The following is a 21,109-nucleotide window of genomic DNA, read 5'->3' as shown; positions in this document are numbered from 1 at the left end:
TGTCCTTTTCGTTCAGCGCCAGCCAAGGGCTGGGGCGACGTGCTTGAGGATCGACTCGATCACATGGGCATTGTAGTCCACGCCAAGCTGGTTCGGCACGGTCAGGAGAAGCGTATCGGCTTCGGCGACGGCCTCGTCCCGTTTCAGTTCCTCGATCAGCGCATCCGGCTCGGCGGCATAGGAACGGCCGAAGATCGCCCGCGTATTCTCATCGATATAGCCGATGGAATCCTGCTCCTTGCTGCCATTGCCGAAATAGGCCCGGTCGCGATCGTCCACCAGCGCGAAAATGCTGCGGCTGACCGAAACGCGCGGCGTGCGCGTGTGGCCGGCTTCCTTCCACGCCTCGCGATAGGCCCTGATCTGCGCCGCCTGCTGGACGTGGAACGGCTCGCCGGTCTCGTCGTCCTTCAGGGTCGAGCTTTGCAGGTTCATGCCAAGCTCGGCCGCCCAGCGCGCCGTGGCGTTGGAACCGGCGCCCCACCAGATGCGGTCGCGCAGGCCCTCCGAATGCGGTTCGATGCGCAGCAGGCCGGGCGGGTTGGGAAACATCGGACGCGGATTGGGTTCGGCGAAGCCCACGCCTTTCAGCGCCTCCAGAAACACTTCCGCATGTTTGCGGCCCATATCGGCATCGCTCATGCCCTCGCCCGGCTTGTAGCCGAAATAGCGCCAGCCATCGATGACCTGCTCGGGCGAGCCGCGGCTGAGACCGAGCTGAAGGCGGCCCTCGGAGATGAGATCGGCGGCACCCGCATCCTCGACCATGTAGAACGGGTTCTCGTAACGCATGTCGATCACGGCGGTGCCGATCTCGATCTTCGACGTCTTCGCGCCGATAGCGGCCAGAAGCGGAAAGGGAGAAGCGAGCTGGCGGGCGAAATGGTGCACGCGGAAATAGGCGCCATCGGCTCCCAGTTCCTCGGCGGCGACCGCCAGATCGATCGATTGCAGAAGCGTGTCGCCCGCCGAACGGGTGCCCGACTGCGGTGACGGCGACCAGTGGCCGAAGGAAAGAAAGCCGATCTTCTTCATGTTGATATTCCCTGAATTCGGGCAAAAGGATTGTTCCTGCCCAATATGGCGGCGCGGGCCGGGATTGAAAGAGCACCAAACGGAACACACTGTTCAGCATTTCGGGACCGCGGCTTTCGCGCATCGGATGGCAGCGCCCTTTCGGATACGTTGACAGTCCATCCGGACGCTATTAAGCCTCGAAACAGGCGGAAGACCTTCAATCTGAGGTTATTGGAGACAAGGTGTTTGCCCACATGGTGCGCCAATCGGCAACGCACAAAAACAGGGGAGATTTTCATGCGTTTCAAGTTTCGGGCCATGCTTCTGGCCTCGCTGGCCGCGACGGCCATCGCCACTTCGGCACAGGCCAGGGATGTAACCGTCGCCGTGACCGCCATTGTCGAACATCCCGCGCTCGACGCCGCCCGTGACGGCGTGAAGGACGCGCTGGCCGAAGCAGGCTTCAAGGAAGGCGAAAACCTGAAATTCGTCTACCAGTCCGCGCAGGGCAATCCGGCGACCGCCGCTCAGATCGCGCGCCAGTTCGTCGGCGAAGGCCCGGACGTGATCGTCCCGATCTCCACGCCCTCGGCGCAGGCCGTCGTTTCGGCGACCCGCGATATTCCGATCGTCTTCACCGCCGTTTCCGATCCGGTCGGCGCGCAGCTCGTCAAGGATATGGCCAAGCCCGGCGGCAACGTCACCGGCCTTTCCGACATGTCGCCGGTGGCCGAGCATATCAAGCTCATCAAGGAAGTGATGCCGAATATCAAGAAGCTCGGCTATCTCTACAATTCCGGTGAAACCAACTCGGTTTCGCTTCTGGCCGCGCTGAAGGAAGCCGCTTCCGCCGCAGGCATCGAAATCGTTGAATCGGCTGCCACCAAGTCGGCCGAAGTCCAGGGCGCGGCGCGCGCGCTCGTCGGCCGTGCCGACGCCATGTATGTCCCGACCGACAATACCATCGTTTCGGCTCTCGAAAGCGCCGTCGGCGTTGCCGAGGAAAGCAAGCTTCCGCTCTTCACCGCCGACACGGATTCCGTGAAGCGCGGCGCGCTGGCTGCCCTCGGCTTCAACTATTACGATGTCGGCAAGCAGACCGGCGCGGTCGTGGTCAAGATCCTCAACGGTGAAAAGCCCGGCGACATTCCGGTCGACATTGCCAAGGGCACCGATCTGGTCATCAATCTTGGCGCCGCCAGGAAGATGGGCGTCGAATTTCCGCAGGCCGTCATCAACCGCGCGACCAGCAAGATCGACTGATCGAGCCTTCAGGCTCAAAACCAGGAAAGGCGGAGCCTCAAAAGGGCTTCGCCTTTTTTGTTGGAACTCGCCGTCATTCGCAAGAATGCCTGAATCGAAAACAGCGCCTAATCAACTATCGATGAAATATAGCCTATTATTAGGGTAATATTTATATCAGGCTATAACAGTCTAGTATATATTTTAGAATAAATTGCTTGTGGCGACATTACAACTTCTAAAAACAACTTTCATGATGACTTTGATTAGTATTTGTCGGTGATTATTCTTATGGCTATATAGGATGCATTCACTACAATATTGATTTGAGGCTATTATGAACACCAAGACCTTGCTCCTCGGTTCTGCGGCTCTCCTCGCCGCTTCAACCGCCCACGCTGCCGACGCAATCGTCGCGCCAGAGCCGGAAGCCGTTGAATATGTCCGCGTCTGCGATGCTTACGGCGCTGGCTACTTCTACATTCCGGGCACCGAAACCTGCCTGCGCATCCACGGCTATGTTCGTTACGACGCCAAGGGCGGCAGCAATGTCTATGCTCGCAATGCCGGCGAACTGAGACGCGACACCTGGGAGAATAAAGCCCGTGCGACGCTCCGCTTCTCGACCGCTTCGGAAACCGAGCTTGGCGCCCTGAAGACTTACACCGAACTGCGTTATAACTGGAATGGCGACGATGAGGGCAGCACCGATTCGACGCTTAATTTTGCTTACATCCAGCTCGGCGGCCTGCGCGTCGGTCTCGATGAATCGGCCTTCCTCACCTTTACCGGTTATCTCGGCGACGTCTTCAACGATGACGTGATCCTCGCTGGCGGCTATCGCACCAACCTCATCAGCTACACCTTTACCGGCGACAACGGCTTTTCGGCCATCCTGTCGCTCGAAGAAGGCGGCAATGCCGACTCCGATGTCGACGTTACGCTCAAGGACTACACGCCGCACGTCGTGGGCGGCCTGAAATATGCCGGCGGCTGGGGCTCTATTGCCGGTGTCGTGGCTTATGACGCCCGTAACGAGGAATGGGCCGGCAAGGTTCGCGGCGACGTGAACATCACCGACCGTTTCTCGGTCTGGGCGCAGGGCGCTTACAAGTCCAATGACGACCATTATGCCACGAATGCCGATGGAGAATCCTACCGCGTCATCGACTCGTTCTACGGCACCTGGGGCGGGGATTGGGCGTTCTGGGGCGGCGCGGCATACAAGGCGACCGAAAAGGCCACCTTCAACGTACAGCTCGCCTATGATGCTTCGAAGACCTTCGCGGCAACCACAAACATTGCTTACGAACTGGTTCCGGGCTTCACCATCACGCCGGAAGTCTCCTACACTCAGTGGAAGGACAAGAATACCAGCCTCAACGGCAAGGATGCCTGGCAGGGCATGGTGCGCTTCCAGCGTTCGTTCTAAGCTCGACTTTGAGCATTATGCGGGTATGAAGGACATGCCCGCATGATGCCCGGTCGATTTCGGGTCGTTCAGAAGTCAGATCGGGCAGGTTGTCCAGGTTTTGACCTCCAGTCAGACGCGGACAGGGAAAGGCGGGAGAAATCCCGCCTTTCTTATTGGTGCCTGGTTTTGTCGGCCCGTCATCGCTGCCCGAAGGGCGAAATATTGCAATTGCCCCACAAAATGCCGCACTTCAGGGCCTGCACGGCAATATTGCTTGCACACTGGAACTTGTGAGTTGTATCCCGCCTGGGCTATAAAGCCGCAAAAATGCGGTTTCGCATGAACAACCGGGGAATGGTCCGGCGCGCCGGACGAACTCAACTCAAAAACCGGTCGTGACTGAAGCAGGCATGGCGGCAGGTCCGGTGTTTCCGGTCTTCGCGATGCAGGTCGATTGCTCCCGCACCGAAGCGGCGATCTCTCATTTCGGTCACGGCGAGAAACAAGGAACGACATTGTGAGTCAGATCGCCTTCTGGGGTGCGGTCGAATTGGGCCTCGTCTTTGCATTTGTAGCCATCGGCGTCTATCTGGCGTTCCGCATCCTCGATTTCCCCGATCTGACGGTCGACGGTTCGTTTCCGCTCGGCGCCGCCGTGACAGGCGTGCTGATCCTCGCCGGCGTGAATGCCTGGCTGGCCGCCGTGGTCGCCATGGTGGCCGGTGCCGCCGCCGGTCTCGTGACCGCGACGCTGAATGTGCGCTTCAAAATTCTCAATCTGCTCGCATCCATCCTCACGATGATCGCGCTCTTCTCCGTGAACCTGCGCGTCATGGGCAAGCCGAACATCGCGCTCATCAATCAGGACACCATGCTGACGCCCTTCTTCGGCCATGGCATCCCCGAATATTATGTGCGCCCGCTGTTCCTGTTCGTTCTCGTGATCGTCGCCGTCTTCATCGTCTGGCGCTTTCTGGAAAGCGACATGGGCCTTGCCATGCGCGCGACCGGCGCCAATCCGCGAATGGCGCGCGCGCAAGGGGTGCGCACCGACCGCCAGATCTATCTGGGCATGGCGCTTTCCAACGCGCTCGTGGCGCTTGGTGGCTCGCTTTTCGCCCAGACCAACGGCTTTGCCGACGTGACCTCCGGCGTCGGCACCATCGTGGTCGGCCTCGCCGCCGTCATCATCGGCGAAACCCTGCTGCGCAGCCGCTTCATTCTGGTGATCCTGATCGGTTGCGTGCTCGGCTCGATCGTCTATCGCATCGCCATCCAGCTGGCGCTTTCCAACGGCGATATTCTCGGCCTGCAGGCGTCCGACCTCAACATCGCGACCGCCCTTCTCGTCACCTTCGCCCTGATATTGCCGCGCCTGCGTCGTGGAGGAGCATCCGCATGATCGAACTTTCCAATCTCGATGTCGTCTTCGGTCGCGGCTCGCCGCTGGAAAAGCAGGTTCTCAACAAGATCAACCTGACGATGGACAAGGGCTCCTTCGTGACCGTCATCGGCTCCAACGGCGCCGGCAAGTCGACCATGCTCGGCGTTCTGGCGGGCGACGTCATCCCGACCGGCGGCAGGGTCGTTATCAGCGGCAGGGATGTGACCCGCAAATCGACCGCCGACCGCGCCGGTCTTGTCGCGCGCGTCTTTCAGGATCCGCTTGCCGGAAGCTGCGGCACGCTGACGATCGAGGAAAATCTTGCGCTGGCGGCCTCGCGCGGCAAGCGTCGCGGTCTCACCCATGCGCTCAATTCCAACCGACGGGCGTGGTTCCGCGAGCGCGTGGCGAGCCTCAATCTGGGGCTGGAAAACCGGATGCATGACCGCATGGAACTGCTTTCTGGCGGCCAGCGCCAGGCGCTTTCGCTCATCATGGCGACGCTTGCCGGTTCCGAAGTGCTGCTTCTGGACGAACATACCGCGGCGCTCGACCCCGGCATGGCCGAATTCGTCATGGAACTGACCCGCACGCTGATTGCCGAAAACAAGCTCACCGCGCTCATGGTGACGCATTCCATGCGTCAGGCGCTCGACTACGGCGACCGGACGATCATGCTCCACGGCGGCAAAATCCTGCTCGACGTGACCGGCGACAAACGCAAAACGCTCGGCGTCGAGGACCTGATCGACATGTTCCGCAAAGTGCGCGGCCAGACGCTCGACGACGATGCGCTGCTGATCGAATAGCTATTGCAAACAGCTTTGTTTCACAGCCGTCGTTCGGTTTGAGCGGCGGCTGTTTCGCTTCAAAGCGAATTGCGCTAATGAATGCCGATGGCGCAAAAGAAAGCACATGAAGTCGATGGTTTCCTGGCACGACCGACGAGCTCGTTTCCGGTCGTGCTTCTTTACGGCCCCGACAAGGGGCTGGTGAGCGAACGCGCGCGCCGTTACGCCAAGGCAAGCAAGTTGCCGCTTGACGATCCCTTCGCCGTCATCCGCATGGAAGCGGACGAGATCGAGGCCGATCCGGCAAAGCTCGCCGATGAGGCCCGTACCATTTCCATGTTCGGCGGGCAGCGCCTGATCTGGATCAAGAACGCCGCAGGACAGAAGAAACTTGCCGAAGCGATCAAGCTTCTGGCAACCGAACCGCCGCAGGAAACCCTCATCCTTGTCGAAGCGGGCGACCTGAAAAAGGGCGCGGGCCTGCGCAGCGCCATCGAAAACGCCCCGGCGGGCATGGCCTTGCCCTGCTATGCCGACGATGCGCGCGGCATGGACGGGGTGATCGACGACATTCTGGCCGAGTGGAAGATGCAGATCACGCTCGACGGACGCCAGCTTCTGCGCTCAAGCCTCGGCGGCGACAGGCTTGCCACGCGCGGCGAGCTGGAAAAGCTCTGCCTCTATGCCCGCGGCAAGGAACGGATCGATATCGATGACGTGCGTGAAGCCGTGGGCGATGTTGCCGGTCTTTCCACCGACGAGGTCATAGATGCCGTGCTTTCGGGCGATCTGCCGCGTTTCGAGGTCGCGTTCGACCGCGTGGTGAAATCCGGCACGGCGCCTTTCCTGCTGCTCAATACGGCCATGCGCCAGTTTCAGCAGGTACAGAATCTGCGCCACATCGCCGATAGCGAGCGCAAAAGCGCATCGGTCGTCGTGGCCGCTGCCCGCCCGCCCATCTTCTTCAACCGAAAGAAACTGATCGAAAATGCCGTCAGCCACTGGACGGGCGACAGCCTTGCCCGCGTGATGGAACGCCTGCAACGCGCCGTTCTGGAAAGTCGCCAGAATGCATCGCTGGCAATCCCGATCATCCGCCAATGCCTGCTGGCGATCAGCGTTGAATCACTTCGCAACGCACGGCGATAATAACTTACCGACAGTCATTTTTAACCTGAAAAGAACAGGCCCGCCGCAATGACACCAACGGGACATGCAACGGGCCTTTTGTGTAAGTATATCTCAGGACGATCAGCTTTGCAGGCGTCGGCAAATCTCATCGAGTTGCTCAAGAGAACTGTATCGTATCTTTACTTCGCCGCCGCGCTCACGATGATTGATCTCAACCCTCATGCCCGTGACATCGGAAAGCAGCTTTTCCAATGCTTTCGTGTCCGCGTCCTTTTCCATGGGAGCGGCCTTGCCGGGCTTCACCTCGCCGCCACGGGCTTCGGCCTGTGCCAGCGCCTCGACCTGGCGCACGGACAGTCCTTCCTTGACGATACGCTCGGCAAGCCCGGTCGGATTTTCCATGGTGATCAGGCTGCGCGCATGGCCGGCCGACAGCGCCCCATCGACAATGAAATCCTGTACCGGTTGCGGCAGCTTGAGCAGTCGCAGCGTGTTGGCGACATGGCTGCGGCTTTTGCCGATGACCTGCGCCAGATCGTTCTGCGTATATTCGTGATTATCGATAAGCTGTTGATATCCAAGCGCTTCTTCGACCGCATTCAGGTCCGCGCGCTGCACATTTTCAATGATCGCAATCTCTAGCGCAACGCGATCGTCGACATCGCGCACGATGACGGGGATCGTATCGACACCGGCACGCTGCGATGCGCGCCAGCGGCGCTCACCCGCGATAAGCTCGAAATGATCGGGCTGTCCCGGCGCCGGGCGGACGACGATCGGCTGCACGACGCCATGTTCCTTGATCGACTGCGCCAGATCTTCCAGTTCCGCTTCCTGAAACATGCGGCGCGGGTTGCGCGGATTGCGCGTGACGAACTCGATCGGAATATTCCGTTCGATGGGAACAGGAGCCTTGCGCTCTTCGGCAGGACGATCGATTTCACCGATCAGGGCGGCCAATCCACGGCCAAGGCGCTTTTTTGAGGGATCGTCGTTCATCGTTCCGCTTGTTCCCGAATTGTTACGTCATCGAATCGATTATTCTGCCGGCTCACGCCGCCTTCAGGTGCCGCTCGCGCTGGATCACTTCCGATGCGAGTTGCAGATAGGCCTGACTCCCGGCGCATTTCAGGTCGTAGAGGATGGCCGGCTTTCCATGAGAAGGCGCTTCCGAGACCCGCACATTGCGCGGAATAACGGTACGATAGACCTTTTCGCCCATAAAAGCGCGCACATCGTCCACAACCTGGGATGCCAGATTATTACGGCTATCGAACATGGTCAGCACGATGCCCTGAATGCTCAGTTCCGCATTGATGGTGGAACGCACCTGGTCCACCGTCTGCAAAAGCTGGCTCAGCCCCTCAAGGGCGAAAAACTCGCATTGCAGCGGCACCAGAACGGAGTCGGCAGCAGCCATCGCATTGAGCGTCAACAGGTTCAAAGATGGCGGGCAGTCTACCAATATATAGGAAAACTGGTCGGCAACGCTGGAATCGAAGCGTAAGGCATCGCGCAGACGGCGCGTACGATCTGCCGATTGGGCGATTTCCATCTCGATCCCCAGAAGGTCGAGGGTCGAGGGCACGATATGAAGATTGGGGACATCGGTCTGCATGGCTGCCTGCGGCACGGATGCCGCCTGCGTCAGCACGTCGTAAGACGACAAGGGCCGGTTACGTCGGTCGATGCCGAGACCCGTGCTGGCATTGCCCTGTGGATCGAGATCGACAATCAACACGGTTTCGCCGATAGCGGCCAATGCAGTTGCCAGATTGATGGCCGTGGTCGTCTTGCCGACACCACCCTTCTGGTTTGCAATGGTTATGATCCTGGACATTTTGTTCATCACCGCCGCCTTGCTGCTGTCTGCCCGCCAAAATCCGGCATTCAATCGGCTTTGCGCCGCAGATTGCTGATTTCAAGTATGACCGAGGCCTGATCGATAGCACTTTGATGTTGTACCAGATCGAAATCCCAACCGACACGGCTTTCATCGATTTCGCGCTGATAATCCCGACCTTTTTGAAACAAGGCCCTCGCACCCTGGGTGAGCCAGGGTTCGGCAAGATCGAAAAGATCGCCGAGCGACGCCAGCGCACGCGCCGTAACCACATGCGGCGTCTCGATTTTCTTCCACATGGTCTCGATGCGCGCGGAATGGACCCGCGCCGGAACCCGCAAATGCCCGGCTGCGGTGCGCAGGAAAGCCGCTTTCTTGCCCGCGCTTTCAATCAGATCGATGGAGCCGCCCGGTTGCTCGGCCAGAAAACAGGCCGTCACGATACCCGGAAAGCCGCCACCGGAGCCAATATCCAGCCACTTCGTGGCCTCGCTTGCAAGCGGGAATATCTGGGCGCTGTCCAAAATGTGACGCGTCCAGACTTCATTCAGTGTCGACGGTGAAGCGAGATTGATCGCCTTCGACCATTTGCGGAACAGTTCCTCGAATGCGATCAGGCGTTCGGCTGTTTCACGTGAAACAGACGGGACGATCGCTTTCAGACTGTCAAAGCGTTTTTCGGGACTCACGCAGCACCCTTCCCTTCCGTGAGTTCCGATGCCGTCCGGTGGCGATAGCCAATTTTCCTGATCTGGGCGATCAAAAGCGCCAGCGCGGCCGGTGTCATACCGTCCACCCGCTGCGCCTCGGCTATGGTTTCCGGCTTGCGCTGCTTCAGCTTGTGCTTCAACTCGTTGGAAAGACCGGAAATGCCATCGATGTCCAATCCCCCCGGGATGAGCAGTTGCTCTTCTCGCTCCATCACCGCGATATCGCTCTTCTGCCGCTCCATATAGACCGCATATTGCGCTTCGATCTCCAGCGCTTCTCGCGTCACCGGCTCGATACTATCCAGTTCCGGCCAGATCGCCTTGAGACGGTTGAGATCGATCTCGGGATAAGACAACAGATCGTAAGCCGATCGGCGGACGCCATCCTGATTGAGGCGAAGATCGTGGTTTTTGGCCAGATTTGGTGTAATCGACAGAGATTGCGCAAGTGCTCGCGCATGATCAAGTGCGGCCTCTCGCTCCTCGAAGCGTTCCTTGCGCCCGCGCCCCAATATGCCAAGCCTGTCCGCCAGCGGCGTAAGACGCTGATCGGCATTATCGGCGCGCAACGACAGGCGGAACTCCGCGCGGGATGTAAACATGCGATATGGCTCGCTGACCCCGCGAGACGTCAGGTCGTCCACCATGACGCCAATATAGGCTTCCGTGCGCTGGATAACGACCGGCTCGTCACCGCCCGCGCGACGGGCGGCATTGATCCCGGCAATCAGTCCCTGCGCGGCCGCTTCTTCATACCCGGTAGTGCCATTGATCTGGCCGGCAAGAAACAGCCCGGAAACCTTGCGTGTTTCCAGACTGCGCTTCAATTCGCGCGGATCGATGAAATCATATTCTATCGCATAACCAGGCTGCAGCATCACCGCCTTTTCCAGACCCGGAATGGTTTTCAATATATCGAGCTGTACGTCTTCCGGCAGCGATGTCGAAATACCGTTCGGATAAACGGTGTCGTCGTCCAGCCCCTCCGGCTCCAGAAATATCTGATGTCCATCACGGTCACCAAACTTGACGATTTTATCTTCGACAGATGGGCAATAACGCGGGCCTATCCCCTCGATCGACCCGGAATACATCGCGGAACGATGCAGATTGGCACGGATAATGTCGTGCGTCTCCGGCGTCGTGCGGGTAATTCCGCAGTCGATTTGCGGCGTCGTGATCCGATCCGTCATCAGCGAAAACGGCACGGGCTCCGCGTCGGCGGACTGCATGTCGAGGCTTTGCCAGTCGATTGTGCGCCCGTCCAGCCGCGGGGGTGTACCGGTTTTCAACCGTCCAAGCGCGAAACCGAACGATGTCAAACGCTCGGAAAGCCCAAGCGCCGGTTTTTCACCCATACGACCAGCCGGAATCTTCTTTTCGCCAATATGGATAAGGCCGTTGAGGAAAGTCCCGGTGGTCAGTACCACAGCACCGCATTTCAAGGCGCGCCCATCGGAGAGAACGACACCGGTAATGCGACCGCTCTCTTCAATAATATCGAAAGCGCCGCCTTCGACCACGGACAGATTATCCTGCGCCGCGATCATTTTCTGCATGGCGAGCCGATAAAGCTTGCGGTCAGCCTGGGTACGCGGGCCGCGCACCGCCGGGCCTTTGCGTCGGTTCAAGAGGCGAAACTGAATTCCAGCCTCATCGGCAACCCGACCCATAAGCCCGTCGAGCGCATCGATCTCCCGAACAAGATGGCCCTTGCCGAGACCGCCAATCGCCGGATTGCAGGACATGACACCAATCGTATCGAACCGGTGTGTTACAAGCGCGGTTCTCGCACCTGCGCGAGCCGAAGCGGAAGCCGCCTCGCATCCGGCGTGGCCGCCGCCGATCACAATGACATCAAAGACTGTGGCTTCGGTCGAACTCATTTGGTTCATCCTGACGCAACTCGAATCCGTTTCTGAAAGGAGTTTCTTTGACACGAATGGCGCTAAAACAAAAGGCCAATTTGAGTGGCTGGTACGATTAAAACTGCACACAGTCGACTCACGAAACCGGATGCGAGTCAATTGCGCCTGCGAGATTCCACAGATGTTTCACGTGAAACATCCACTCAGCGTGACCGCTTCAATGTTTCACGTGAATCACTTCCCAATGCAGAATTGGGAGAAAATAACGTCGAGAATTTCCTCCACATCCACATCGCCGGTGATCCTCCCAAGATACTGCGATGCAAGCCGCATATTCTCGGCGCGCAATTCAAGCGGCAGATGTTCCCCCGCCAATGCCTTGTCCAACTCCATAATGGTAGAGCGCAAAAGACCGATATGGCGCTGGCGGGTTGGAACAGCATCTTCGATCTGACCGATCTCCGCTTCAGCAAAAGCCTGAAGTGCATGCAACAGTTCATCCAGTCCCTGTCCGGTCCTGGTCGAGATCCGATAGTCCCACTCCCCGACCGATGCAGGATCGAGATCGGTTTTCGTACCGATCCGCCAAAGGTTCGATGGCTGTTTATCCAGTGCTATATCCACCGGATCATTCATATCTTGCAGCAACAGGACCAGATCGGCATCGGCCATGCGGGCACGTGCCCGCTCTATGCCGATTTTCTCCACACTGCTGGTCGTCTCGCGCAGACCTGCCGTATCCGTGACATAAACCGGGATACCGCCAAGGTCGAGCTTCACCTCAAGAAGATCGCGTGTGGTTCCGGCTTCCTCGGAAATAATAGCCACTTCGCGACCGGCGAGGAAATTAAGCAAGCTCGACTTTCCGGCGTTTGGCGCGCCGACAATGACCACATGCAAACCGTCACGCAACATCGAGGCGCGTTTTCCGCTCGCAATATGGCTTTCTATTTGACGCTTGAGGGTTCGAAGCGACTGCCAGACCTGTTCCGATACGGAACCCGGAACGTCACTCTCATCGGCAAAGTCCAGTTCCGCCTCGATGAAGGCGCGAGCGCGAAGAAGCTGCTGACGCCATTCCGTATAAAGCGCGCGCTGGCTTCCCGATGCGACCTGTAGCGCAAGGCGCCTCTGGCCTTCCGTCTCGGCAGCGATCAAATCGGCAAGACCTTCCGCAATGGTGAGATCCATCTTGCCGTTCGAAAAGGCCCGCCGCGTGAACTCTCCCGCTTCGGCGATACGGCAACCCGATAGTTCGCCGAGTTCCGACAAAAGCTTTTCCACCACCGCCTTGCCGCCATGAAGGTGAAATTCAGCGCAATCCTCCCCCGTAAAGCTGTTGGGACCGGAAAAAAACAACACAAGGCCGCGATCGATCGCATCGCCATTTCGGCTGCGGAATATCCTATAGACCGCATAGCGCGGTTCTGTAACGAAACCAATCATCGTTTCGAGGGCGAATCGAACTTTCGGGCCGGAAATGCGCACCACGGCAACCCCCGAGGGGAGACGCCCGCTCGACAGGGCAAATATCGTATCTTGCTGGAAAGCGATCTCGCTCATTCGGTTTCCTGACCTATATATCTCGAATATGCCCGAAGAATTGCCTGATGAAGCATGAATCGCGCCGAGCTTTCGAATTCGACTTATGGAACAGCATCTATGTCAGTCCGAATTCAAACGTCAAATTCTATCCGCGAGGAAATGAAACCCCATGAGTGCCCTGGACCGTAATCGCCTTGCCGGAGAATCGAGCGCCTATCTGCGCCAGCACGCCGATAATCCCGTCCATTGGCAACCCTGGGGCAAGGAGGCGCTGGATGCCGCCGCGGAACTCAATCGCCCTGTCCTGCTCTCCGTCGGTTATGCGGCCTGCCACTGGTGTCATGTCATGGCGCATGAGTCATTCGAAGACGCGGAAGTGGCGGAGATCATGAACAGGCTCTTCGTCAATGTGAAGGTAGACCGCGAGGAGCGGCCCGATATCGACCAGATCTATATGGCATCGCTTTCGGCGATGGGGCAGCAGGGCGGCTGGCCGCTGACGATGTTCCTGCGGCCCGACGGAAAGCCTTTCTGGGGCGGCACCTATTTTCCGCGCCATAGCCGCTACAACATGCCGGGTTTTGTCGACATATTGCAGGCTGTGAACAATCTCTGGCACAAGGATAAAGAAAAAATTAACCATAATGCCGAGGCTGTGTTCAACCATCTGGAAGGCAGGCTGGCAGCGCAGAATAGGGCAGTCCAGAACGAACCGGACCGCTTCGACCAGATCGCCGCGCGCATCGGCAGCCTTGTCGATCCGGTGCGCGGCGGTATCGAAGGCGCGCCGAAATTCCCGAATGTGCCATTCATGGATACCCTGTGGCTGTCCTGGCTTTATGGCCGCAACGAGGCCCACCGCGACAGTTTCCTGCTATCCCTGAAGGCCATGTTGCAAGGTGGGATCTACGATCACCTCGGCGGCGGTTTATGCCGCTATTCGACCGATGCCGACTGGCTGGTGCCGCATTTTGAAAAAATGCTCTACGACAATGCGCAATTCATCCGCCACGCCAATTACGCCTTTGCCGAAACGGGAAACGAATTGTTCCGTATCCGAATCGAAGAGACGGTCGACTGGCTGGTGCGTGAAATGCAGCTTCCTGACGGAAGCTTCGCCTCCAGCCTGGATGCCGACAGCGAAGGCGAGGAAGGTCGCTTCTATGTCTGGAACGAGGATGAGATCGACACGGAGCTGGGCCCGGACAGCGCGGCGTTCAAGGACTATTACGGTGTCACGGCAGGCGGAAACTGGGAAGGCAGGAACATCCTCAATCGCCTTCACGCAATCGATGACGACCCGGCTCCACCCCCACGGATCGCAGCTGCAAGGCAGAAACTTCTGTCACGGCGCGAGATGCGAATCCGGCCCGGACGGGATGAAAAGGCGCTGACCGACTGGAACGGCCTCGCCATTCGCGCGCTTGCCGAAGCGGGCCGGAGCTTCGACCGCAAGGACTGGGTCGATCTTGCAAAGAATGCCTACCGCTCGATCATGAAGAGTTTCCGCGATGGCCGCATGGCTCATTCCCGGATGGAAAATTCGCTGCTCTACCCTGCCCTTTCCACCGATTATGCCGCGATGATCAATGCCGCCATAGCGCTTTACGAGGCAACGGGAGACCGTAGCTTCATCGATGATGCATGGATGTTCAAGCTGGCGCTCGATAATGACAACCGGGACGCTACCGGTAATTATCGGCTTTCAGCACTTGGCGCCGACGATGTCATCCTGCACGCTTATGGGGATTATGACGAAGCGATACCGAGCGCAACCAGCCAGATCGTCGAAGCGCTGACTCGTCTGTTTCTCGCAACCGGCGATATCGAGCTTCATCGAAGCAATGAAGAACTCATCGAACAGGCACTCGGCAGGGCGCTTGTCCAGCAATATGGCCAGATCGGCATATTGAACGCTGCGCGGTTCGCAGCCGAACCGCTTTCACTTGTTGTGGCGGACAAAGAGGCGGGCGACCTCGTTTCGATCGCGAATCGAAATCCCGATCCGCGGCGGGTGGACAAGTTCGTGCGGTTCGAACATGGAAAAGCGGTGGAATTGCCAGCCGGCGGGAGGGCGGAGCCGGAAAGCCCCTCTGCCTGGTTCTGCAAGGGCCATGTCTGCCTGCCGCCTGTCGAAAATGCCGAAGCCTTGCAATTGCTGCTCGGCATGACATCGTGAAACGAAAACGCCGCGACCGTTTCCGGCGCGGCGTTCTCGTTTATCGGTATAAACCGATAGGCATTTAGGTATTCATCGAATCGAAGAATTCGCCATTGCTTTTGGTCTGCTTGAGCTTGTCGATGAGGAATTCGATCGCATCGGTCGTGCCCATCGGCGCTAGAATACGGCGCAGGACGAAAATCTTCTGCAAATCGGCGCGTGGAACGAGCAGGTCTTCCTTGCGCGTACCGGACTTGAGAATGTCCATGGCCGGGAAGATGCGCTTGTCGGCGACCTTGCGGTCGAGCACGATTTCCGAGTTGCCGGTACCCTTGAATTCCTCGAAGATCACTTCGTCCATGCGGCTGCCGGTATCGATCAGCGCGGTGGCGATGATGGTGAGCGAACCGCCCTCTTCGATATTGCGCGCAGCACCGAAGAAACGCTTCGGGCGCTGCAATGCATTGGCGTCCACACCGCCGGTCAGAACCTTGCCGGATGACGGCACGACGGTGTTGTAGGCGCGGCCGAGACGGGTAATCGAGTCGAGCAGGATGACGACATCGCGGCCATGTTCAACCAGGCGCTTGGCCTTCTCGATCACCATTTCGGCGACCTGTACGTGACGCGCTGCGGGCTCGTCGAAGGTGGAGGAAATCACTTCACCCTTAACCGAACGCTGCATGTCGGTCACTTCTTCCGGACGTTCGTCGATCAGAAGGACGATCAGATAGCATTCGGGATGGTTTGCGGTGATCGAATGGGCAATGTTCTGCAACAGAACCGTCTTGCCGGTACGCGGCGGCGCGACGATCAGGCCGCGCTGGCCCTTGCCGAGCGGCGCCACCAGATCGATGACGCGCGGCGACAGATCCTTGGAGGTCGGAACTTCCAGTTCCATCTTGAAGCGCTCATTCGGATAGAGCGGCGTCAGATTGTCGAAATGAACCTTGTGACGGATCTTTTCGGGATCTTCGAAATTGATCGAATTGACCTTGAGCAGCGCGAAATAACGCTCGCCTTCCTTGGGGCCGCGGATCGGGCCTTCCACCGTGTCGCCGGTCTTGAGCGAAAAGCGGCGCAGTTGCGAGGGAGAAATATAGATATCGTCGGGGCCAGGCAGGTAATTTGCATCGGCCGAACGCAGGAACCCGAAGCCGTCCTGCAACACTTCAACGACGCCTTCGCCGATAATCTCGACATCCTGCGCAGCCAGCTTCTTGAGAATCGCGAACATAAGTTCCTGCTTGCGCATGGCGCTCGCATTTTCGACCTCAAGCGTTTCGGCGAAAGCCAGCAGCTCCACCGGGGTCTTGTTTTTCAGTTCTTGTAGTTTCATTTCCTGCATGGATGAGGAACTCTTTTTAAATATAAAGGGAAAATGCAGTTGTTCGGAAAGGTGGTCACCTGGATCGTGACCGGCATCGAAGGCCTGCTGTCAAGAAGGGAAGAGGCTTACTACATAGCGATTTGCAGCATGTAGAGCAAGTCTCATCTGGGGTCGGCGCCTGATTTCTGCAACAGAAAAATGGCGGAAACCCGGCGGATATGCTTCTTTTTCGGGCGTTGAAAGCGGCTTCATCCCGTTGAAACCGCTTTCAGGGGCCGGTAGGCCACCCTGTCCAGCCAATCCGGCGGCGAATCAGAACGGCTTCACGATCACCAGTATGACGATCAGGATCATCAGCACGGTCGGCACTTCATTGACGATGCGCCAGTGCCTGGCCGAGCGCATATTGCGGTCTTCGGCAAAAAGCCGCGTCGATTTCGACAGATAGCCATGCAGGCCGGACATCAGCACGACGAGCAGAAGCTTCGCGTGCAGCCAGCCGCCCTGAAAACCGTAGATTTCCCATGCCATCCACAGCCCGGCGATCCAGGTGACGATCATGGCCGGGTTGATGATGAAGCGCAAAAGGCGCTTTTCCATCACCTTGAAGGTTTCCGATGTCTCGGAGCCGGGCTTCGCGGCCGAGTGATAGACGAAAAGACGCGGCAGATAGAGCATTCCCGCCATCCAGGCGATTACGGCAATCACATGCAGCGACTTGACCCAGAGATAGGCATCGGCCGGATTCACGTGAAACAATGCCCACACGCCGAGCGCGACCGCAAGGAGAGCGACGATGGTTCGGATCGCAACCGCCGATCCGCGATTTTCCGGCGCCGTCTGGCTCATGACTGTCCTCCACGAATCCTGTCGATCATGCGCTGAACATTCTCTATCGGAGCTTGCGGCGTAATGCCATGGCCGAGATTGAAGATCAGCGGACCCTTTCCAAGCCGTTCGAGAATGGCGTCCACCCCTTCATCGAGGGCATTTCCGCCGGCGACGACGCGCAGCGGATCGAGATTGCCCTGAATGGCGCCATCTTCCTGAAGGGCGGCGGCAAAGGACAGCGGCACGGACCAGTCGAGGCCCAGCGCATCGACCCCGGTCTTTTCGCGATAGCCAGCATAAAGCATCCCCGCCCCTTTCGGGAAACCGATGATACGGGCTTCGGGATAGACCGCCCTCACCTTTTGCACGATGCGGGCAACGGGCTGGATGCAGAAACGTTCGAAGCAGTCCTCGTCGAGAACGCCCGACCAGGAATCGAAAATCTGGACCGCATCGGCACCGGCATCGAGCTGTTCGATGAGATATTCCGCCGAAACATCCGCCAGATCGTTCAAAAGCTTTTCGAACGCTTCCGGGAAGCGATAGGCGAAAAGACGGGCGGGCGCCTGATCCGGCGTGCCGTGGCCGGCGATCATATAGGTCGCGACGGTCCAGGGCGCGCCGCAGAAGCCGAGCAGCGTGGTTTCGTCGGGCAGTTGCTCGCGCACCAGCCGGACCGTCTCGTAGACCGGTTCCAGCCTTTTGGCGACACCTTCGGTTTCAAGCCAGAAAATCTCGTCCGCATCTATCGGCGTCATCAAAGGCCCTCTCCCTTCTTCAAAGCGAAGGTCGCGTCCAAGGGCGTGAGGGACGACAAGAATATCCGAAAACAGGATGGCTGCGTCAAAGCCAAAACGGCGGATCGGCTGAAGCGTCACTTCGACAGCCAGATCGGGCGAATAGCAGAGGTCGAGAAAGCTCCCGGCCTTTTTGCGTACTTCCCGATATTCGGGAAGGTAGCGTCCGGCCTGGCGCATCATCCAGACGGGCGGTGGAAAGACCGCTTCACCGTCGATCACTTTCAAGACTTTGCGCTTCATGTCTTTTCCATTCCGCCCTGTTTGTTGCCTTAACCGGTTCTGGCCTGAAACTTATCCAGTACGGTTCTCATAAAGAAGGGATGATTCAGGAATCTTTTGATTCTTAGAGTCTGTTGGAATCGGGGATTAAGCTCTGTCCTGTCTTTCCCCACAGTTCCCACGCAGCCACACCATCCTGTGCGATCGTTCACCGATAATCTGACCAAAAACAATGAAAACACAATTCCCTCTTTTAATATAAGAGGTTACGAATTGCCGCACTTCATGCATGTTTGTGGAAAAGCTGGGAATTATCGCGAGCTTGTCCGTTTTCATGAGTCTTGTCCACAGCTGTTGAGGACGTATTCGCACATCTTCGCCCACTGTGGATGACTTGCCAATTTTCCCACGGCCTGCCATGGCTTGTGGAAGAAGTTCGGCCTTTACGCACAGCCGTCAACAGGAGGGCAACAAAACTGTGACCAGAGTGCTTTCCTACTTTCATCTTCATCTGATTTCTGATGCGACGGGAGAGACTCTCCTGGCGGCGGGGCGCGCCGCGGCGGCGCAATATGCCAATGCGCGGGCCATCGAGCACATCTATCCGCTCATCCGTACCGAAAAGCAGTTGCGTAAGGTGCTTGAGGGCATCGATGCCGAGCCGGGCATCGTCCTTTATACGATCGTGGACCAGAAACTGGCGGCGATTGTCGATGAAAGCTGTGCCGAAATGGGTGTTCCGAGCGTTTCCGTGCTGGAGCCGGTGCTCAATACTTTCCAGTCCTATCTCGGCGCTCCCGCCCACCGCCGCGCCAGCGCGCAGCATGTGCTCAACGCCGATTATTTCCGGCGCATCGATGCGCTCAATTTCACCATGGAGCACGATGACGGGCAATTGCCCTATGACATAGAGGAAGCCGACGTCATTCTGGTCGGCATTTCGCGGACCTCCAAGACGCCGACGAGCATTTATCTGGCCAATCGCGGTGTGAAGGCCGCCAATGTTCCCATCGTGCTCGGGATTCCGCTGCCGGAAATCCTGTTCACGGCGCAGCGCCCGCTGATCGTCGGGCTGGTGGCGACCGCCGAGCGTATTTCGCAGATTCGCCAGAACCGGCCGCTCGGCAATGTGCCCTCGCTCGATACGGGACTTTACACGGACCGCATTTCCATTTCGGAAGAGCTGGCCTATGCGCGCAATATATGCAATCGGCACGGCTGGCCGATCATCGATGTGTCGCGCCGGTCGATCGAGGAAACTGCGGCCGCCATCATGGCGTTGCTCCGTGGACATAGCGAAAAGAGATAAACAAGGATTCCAGTCATGACGGACAAGCTCGTTCTCGCTTCGAAAAGCCCTTTCCGTTCGGCTTTGCTGAAAAACGCGGGCATCGGGTTTTCCACGGCCAGCGCGGAGATAGACGAACGCGCCGTGGAAGCCCCGCTTTATGAAACGGGCGCGACGCCGGAAGATGTCGCGCAGGTGCTGGCCGAAGCCAAGGCAATCGACGTCAGCGAAAGGAATCCCGGTGCGGTGGTGATCGGCTGCGACCAGACCCTGTCGCTCGGCGACGAGATTTTCCACAAGCCCGCCGACATGGAAGCGGCGCGCCGCCAGCTCCTGAAATTTTCCGGCAAGACCCATCAGTTGAACAGCGCCGTCGTGCTGGTCAGGGATGGCGTGCCCCTCTGGCGTCACGTTTCGATCGCCCGCATGACCATGCGCGATCTCGATCCGGGCTTTGTCGGGCGTTATCTCGGCCGCGTCGGCGACGCGGCCCTTTCCAGCGTCGGCGCCTATCAGGTCGAGGGGCCGGGCATCCAGCTTTTCGAAAAGATCGATGGCGATTATTTTACGATTGTCGGCCTGCCGCTCCTGCCGCTTCTGGCCGAACTGCGAAAGGAAAAACTGATCGATGGCTGACAGGAGCACGAAGACGAAAGCTTTCGTCACCGGCTTTCCCATCAAACATTCGCGCTCGCCGCTGATCCACGGCTTCTGGCTCGATGAGCTTGGCATCGACGGTTCGTACGAAGCAATGGAAGTGAAGCCGGAGGCGTTCGGCGCCTTCATCGCATCGCTGGCGGCAAACGGCTTTGCGGGCGGCAATGTCACCCTTCCCCACAAGGAAGCGGCTTTTACCGCGGCGGAAAGCCTCGACGAAGCCGCGAAAATCATCGGCGCGGTCAATACGCTCTGGTTCGAAAACGGCAGGCTTCACGGCGGCAATACGGATGCTTACGGTTTTGTCGCCAATCTCGATGTATCGGCTCCAGGCTGGGACAATGGCGACAGCGCCCTTGTTCTGGGCGCGGGTGGCGCAAGCCGCGCCATCGTGCACGCGCTTCTCTCGCGCGGTTTTGGTCGCGTTGCCGTCGTCAACCGCACGCTGAGCCGCGCCGAAGACCTCGTCGCCCATTTCGGGCCGCGTGTTACGGCCCATGGCTGGGACGCGGCGCAGAAGCTCGTTTCCGATGCGGCGCTGATCGTCAACACGACCTCGCTCGGCATGAGTGGCCATATAAGCGATCTTGGGGGAGAGGACGCGTTTCCGCTCGATCTCGGCCGGGCCTCAAAGGGCGCGGTCGCGACGGATATTGTCTATGTGCCGCTGGAAACGCCGTTTTTGAAAAAGGCCGGTGAAGCGGGGCTGGCGACAGTGGACGGACTCGGTATGTTATTGCATCAGGCCGTTCCCGGCTTCGAACGCTGGTTCGGCAAAAGGCCGCAAGTGACGAACGCCCTGCGTGAGCATATTCTGGCGGACATGGCGAAGGCTGGCGCTCTGGTATCTGAATCGAAAAGCGCCAGGCCGTAGTGAA

General features: G+C 58.5%; 19 protein-coding genes. 10 read left to right on the top strand and 9 right to left on the bottom strand.

Annotated elements, in window-relative coordinates; genetic code table 11:
- Positions 1-12 precede the first annotated feature (12 nt).
- A complete protein-coding gene (locus FHS76_RS01635; protein WP_183647088.1) occupies positions 13-1,035 on the bottom strand; it encodes an LLM class flavin-dependent oxidoreductase in 1,023 nt (340 codons plus the stop codon).
- Between the two features lie 279 nt (positions 1,036-1,314).
- Here FHS76_RS01635 and FHS76_RS01630 point away from each other — a divergent pair, with 279 nt between their 5' ends.
- From FHS76_RS01630 to holA, 6 genes are all read left to right on the top strand, one after another.
- Positions 1,315-2,280 (top strand): ABC transporter substrate-binding protein, encoded by a 966-nt coding sequence (locus FHS76_RS01630; protein WP_183647085.1) that lies wholly within the window; start codon positions 1,315-1,317, stop codon positions 2,278-2,280.
- Between the two features lie 316 nt (positions 2,281-2,596).
- Positions 2,597-3,691: a porin gene (locus FHS76_RS01625; protein WP_183647082.1), complete on the top strand. Its 1,095-nt coding sequence runs from the start codon at positions 2,597-2,599 to the stop codon at positions 3,689-3,691.
- 377 nt (positions 3,692-4,068) lie between these two features.
- Positions 4,069-4,194, top strand: a complete 126-nt coding sequence (locus FHS76_RS22710; RefSeq protein WP_268902616.1) for a hypothetical protein — start codon at positions 4,069-4,071, stop codon at positions 4,192-4,194.
- A complete protein-coding gene (locus tag FHS76_RS01620; protein WP_183647079.1) occupies positions 4,191-5,075 on the top strand; it encodes an ABC transporter permease in 885 nt (294 codons plus the stop codon). Before FHS76_RS22710 ends, FHS76_RS01620 begins: the two co-directional genes overlap by 4 nt.
- Positions 5,072-5,866, top strand: a complete 795-nt coding sequence (locus FHS76_RS01615) for an ABC transporter ATP-binding protein (protein WP_183647076.1) — start codon at positions 5,072-5,074, stop codon at positions 5,864-5,866. The genes FHS76_RS01620 and FHS76_RS01615 overlap by 4 nt, the downstream gene beginning before the upstream one ends.
- Positions 5,867-5,953: 87 nt before the next feature.
- Positions 5,954-6,997 (top strand): DNA polymerase III subunit delta, encoded by a 1,044-nt coding sequence (gene holA / locus FHS76_RS01610; protein WP_183647073.1) that lies wholly within the window; start codon positions 5,954-5,956, stop codon positions 6,995-6,997.
- 102 nt (positions 6,998-7,099) lie between these two features.
- Here holA and FHS76_RS01605 read toward each other — a convergent pair whose 3' ends face one another.
- The 5 genes from FHS76_RS01605 to mnmE all read right to left on the bottom strand — a co-directional run bounded on the left by FHS76_RS01605 (position 7,100) and on the right by mnmE (position 12,963).
- Complete coding sequence (locus tag FHS76_RS01605) at positions 7,100-7,978, bottom strand: ParB/RepB/Spo0J family partition protein (RefSeq protein WP_183647070.1); 879 nt, start codon at positions 7,976-7,978, stop codon at positions 7,100-7,102.
- Positions 7,979-8,030: 52 nt separating this feature from the next.
- The gene (locus FHS76_RS01600) at positions 8,031-8,828 is read right to left on the bottom strand and encodes a ParA family protein (RefSeq protein WP_183647067.1); all 798 of its coding nucleotides are present in this window, start codon (positions 8,826-8,828) and stop codon (positions 8,031-8,033) included.
- 41 nt (positions 8,829-8,869) lie between these two features.
- Positions 8,870-9,511 carry a 16S rRNA (guanine(527)-N(7))-methyltransferase RsmG gene (gene rsmG, locus FHS76_RS01595; protein ID WP_183647064.1) on the bottom strand — a complete coding sequence of 214 codons (642 nt, stop codon included), beginning with the start codon at positions 9,509-9,511 and terminating at the stop codon, positions 8,870-8,872.
- A complete protein-coding gene (gene mnmG / locus FHS76_RS01590) occupies positions 9,508-11,418 on the bottom strand; it encodes a tRNA uridine-5-carboxymethylaminomethyl(34) synthesis enzyme MnmG (protein WP_183647061.1) in 1,911 nt (636 codons plus the stop codon). Before mnmG ends, rsmG begins: the two co-directional genes overlap by 4 nt.
- Before the next feature lie 216 nt (positions 11,419-11,634).
- The gene (mnmE, locus tag FHS76_RS01585) at positions 11,635-12,963 is read right to left on the bottom strand and encodes a tRNA uridine-5-carboxymethylaminomethyl(34) synthesis GTPase MnmE (RefSeq protein ID WP_183647058.1); all 1,329 of its coding nucleotides are present in this window, start codon (positions 12,961-12,963) and stop codon (positions 11,635-11,637) included.
- A 151-nt stretch (positions 12,964-13,114) separates the two neighbouring features.
- On the opposite strand from mnmE, the gene FHS76_RS01580 reads away from it, so the two are divergent.
- Positions 13,115-15,124 carry a thioredoxin domain-containing protein gene (locus tag FHS76_RS01580; RefSeq protein WP_183647055.1) on the top strand — a complete coding sequence of 670 codons (2,010 nt, stop codon included), beginning with the start codon at positions 13,115-13,117 and terminating at the stop codon, positions 15,122-15,124.
- Between the two features lie 64 nt (positions 15,125-15,188).
- On the opposite strand, the gene rho is transcribed toward FHS76_RS01580, so the two are convergent.
- The 3 genes from rho to hemE all read right to left on the bottom strand — a co-directional run bounded on the left by rho (position 15,189) and on the right by hemE (position 18,307).
- The gene (gene rho / locus FHS76_RS01575) at positions 15,189-16,454 is read right to left on the bottom strand and encodes a transcription termination factor Rho (protein WP_006468044.1); all 1,266 of its coding nucleotides are present in this window, start codon (positions 16,452-16,454) and stop codon (positions 15,189-15,191) included.
- Between the two features lie 294 nt (positions 16,455-16,748).
- Complete coding sequence (gene hemJ, locus FHS76_RS01570; RefSeq protein ID WP_183647051.1) at positions 16,749-17,285, bottom strand: protoporphyrinogen oxidase HemJ; 537 nt, start codon at positions 17,283-17,285, stop codon at positions 16,749-16,751.
- Positions 17,282-18,307: a uroporphyrinogen decarboxylase gene (gene hemE, locus FHS76_RS01565; RefSeq protein ID WP_183647048.1), complete on the bottom strand. Its 1,026-nt coding sequence runs from the start codon at positions 18,305-18,307 to the stop codon at positions 17,282-17,284. The genes hemJ and hemE overlap by 4 nt, the downstream gene beginning before the upstream one ends.
- A 457-nt stretch (positions 18,308-18,764) precedes the next feature.
- On the opposite strand from hemE, the gene FHS76_RS01560 reads away from it, so the two are divergent.
- From FHS76_RS01560 to FHS76_RS01550, 3 genes are read left to right on the top strand one after another with little or no spacing between them, the layout of a single operon-like run.
- Positions 18,765-19,595, top strand: a complete 831-nt coding sequence (locus FHS76_RS01560) for a pyruvate, water dikinase regulatory protein (protein WP_183647045.1) — start codon at positions 18,765-18,767, stop codon at positions 19,593-19,595.
- Positions 19,596-19,610: 15 nt separating this feature from the next.
- The gene (locus tag FHS76_RS01555) at positions 19,611-20,210 is read left to right on the top strand and encodes a Maf-like protein (protein WP_183647042.1); all 600 of its coding nucleotides are present in this window, start codon (positions 19,611-19,613) and stop codon (positions 20,208-20,210) included.
- Positions 20,203-21,105: a shikimate dehydrogenase gene (locus FHS76_RS01550; protein ID WP_183647039.1), complete on the top strand. Its 903-nt coding sequence runs from the start codon at positions 20,203-20,205 to the stop codon at positions 21,103-21,105. The genes FHS76_RS01555 and FHS76_RS01550 overlap by 8 nt, the downstream gene beginning before the upstream one ends.
- The last annotated feature ends 4 nt before the right edge of the window (positions 21,106-21,109 follow it).

It is taken from the genome of Brucella daejeonensis, from assembly GCF_014199265.1.
In the GTDB taxonomy this organism is placed as follows: Bacteria; Pseudomonadota; Alphaproteobacteria; order Rhizobiales; family Rhizobiaceae; genus Brucella; species Brucella daejeonensis.
This window is presented reverse-complemented; position numbering and strand designations above follow the sequence as displayed.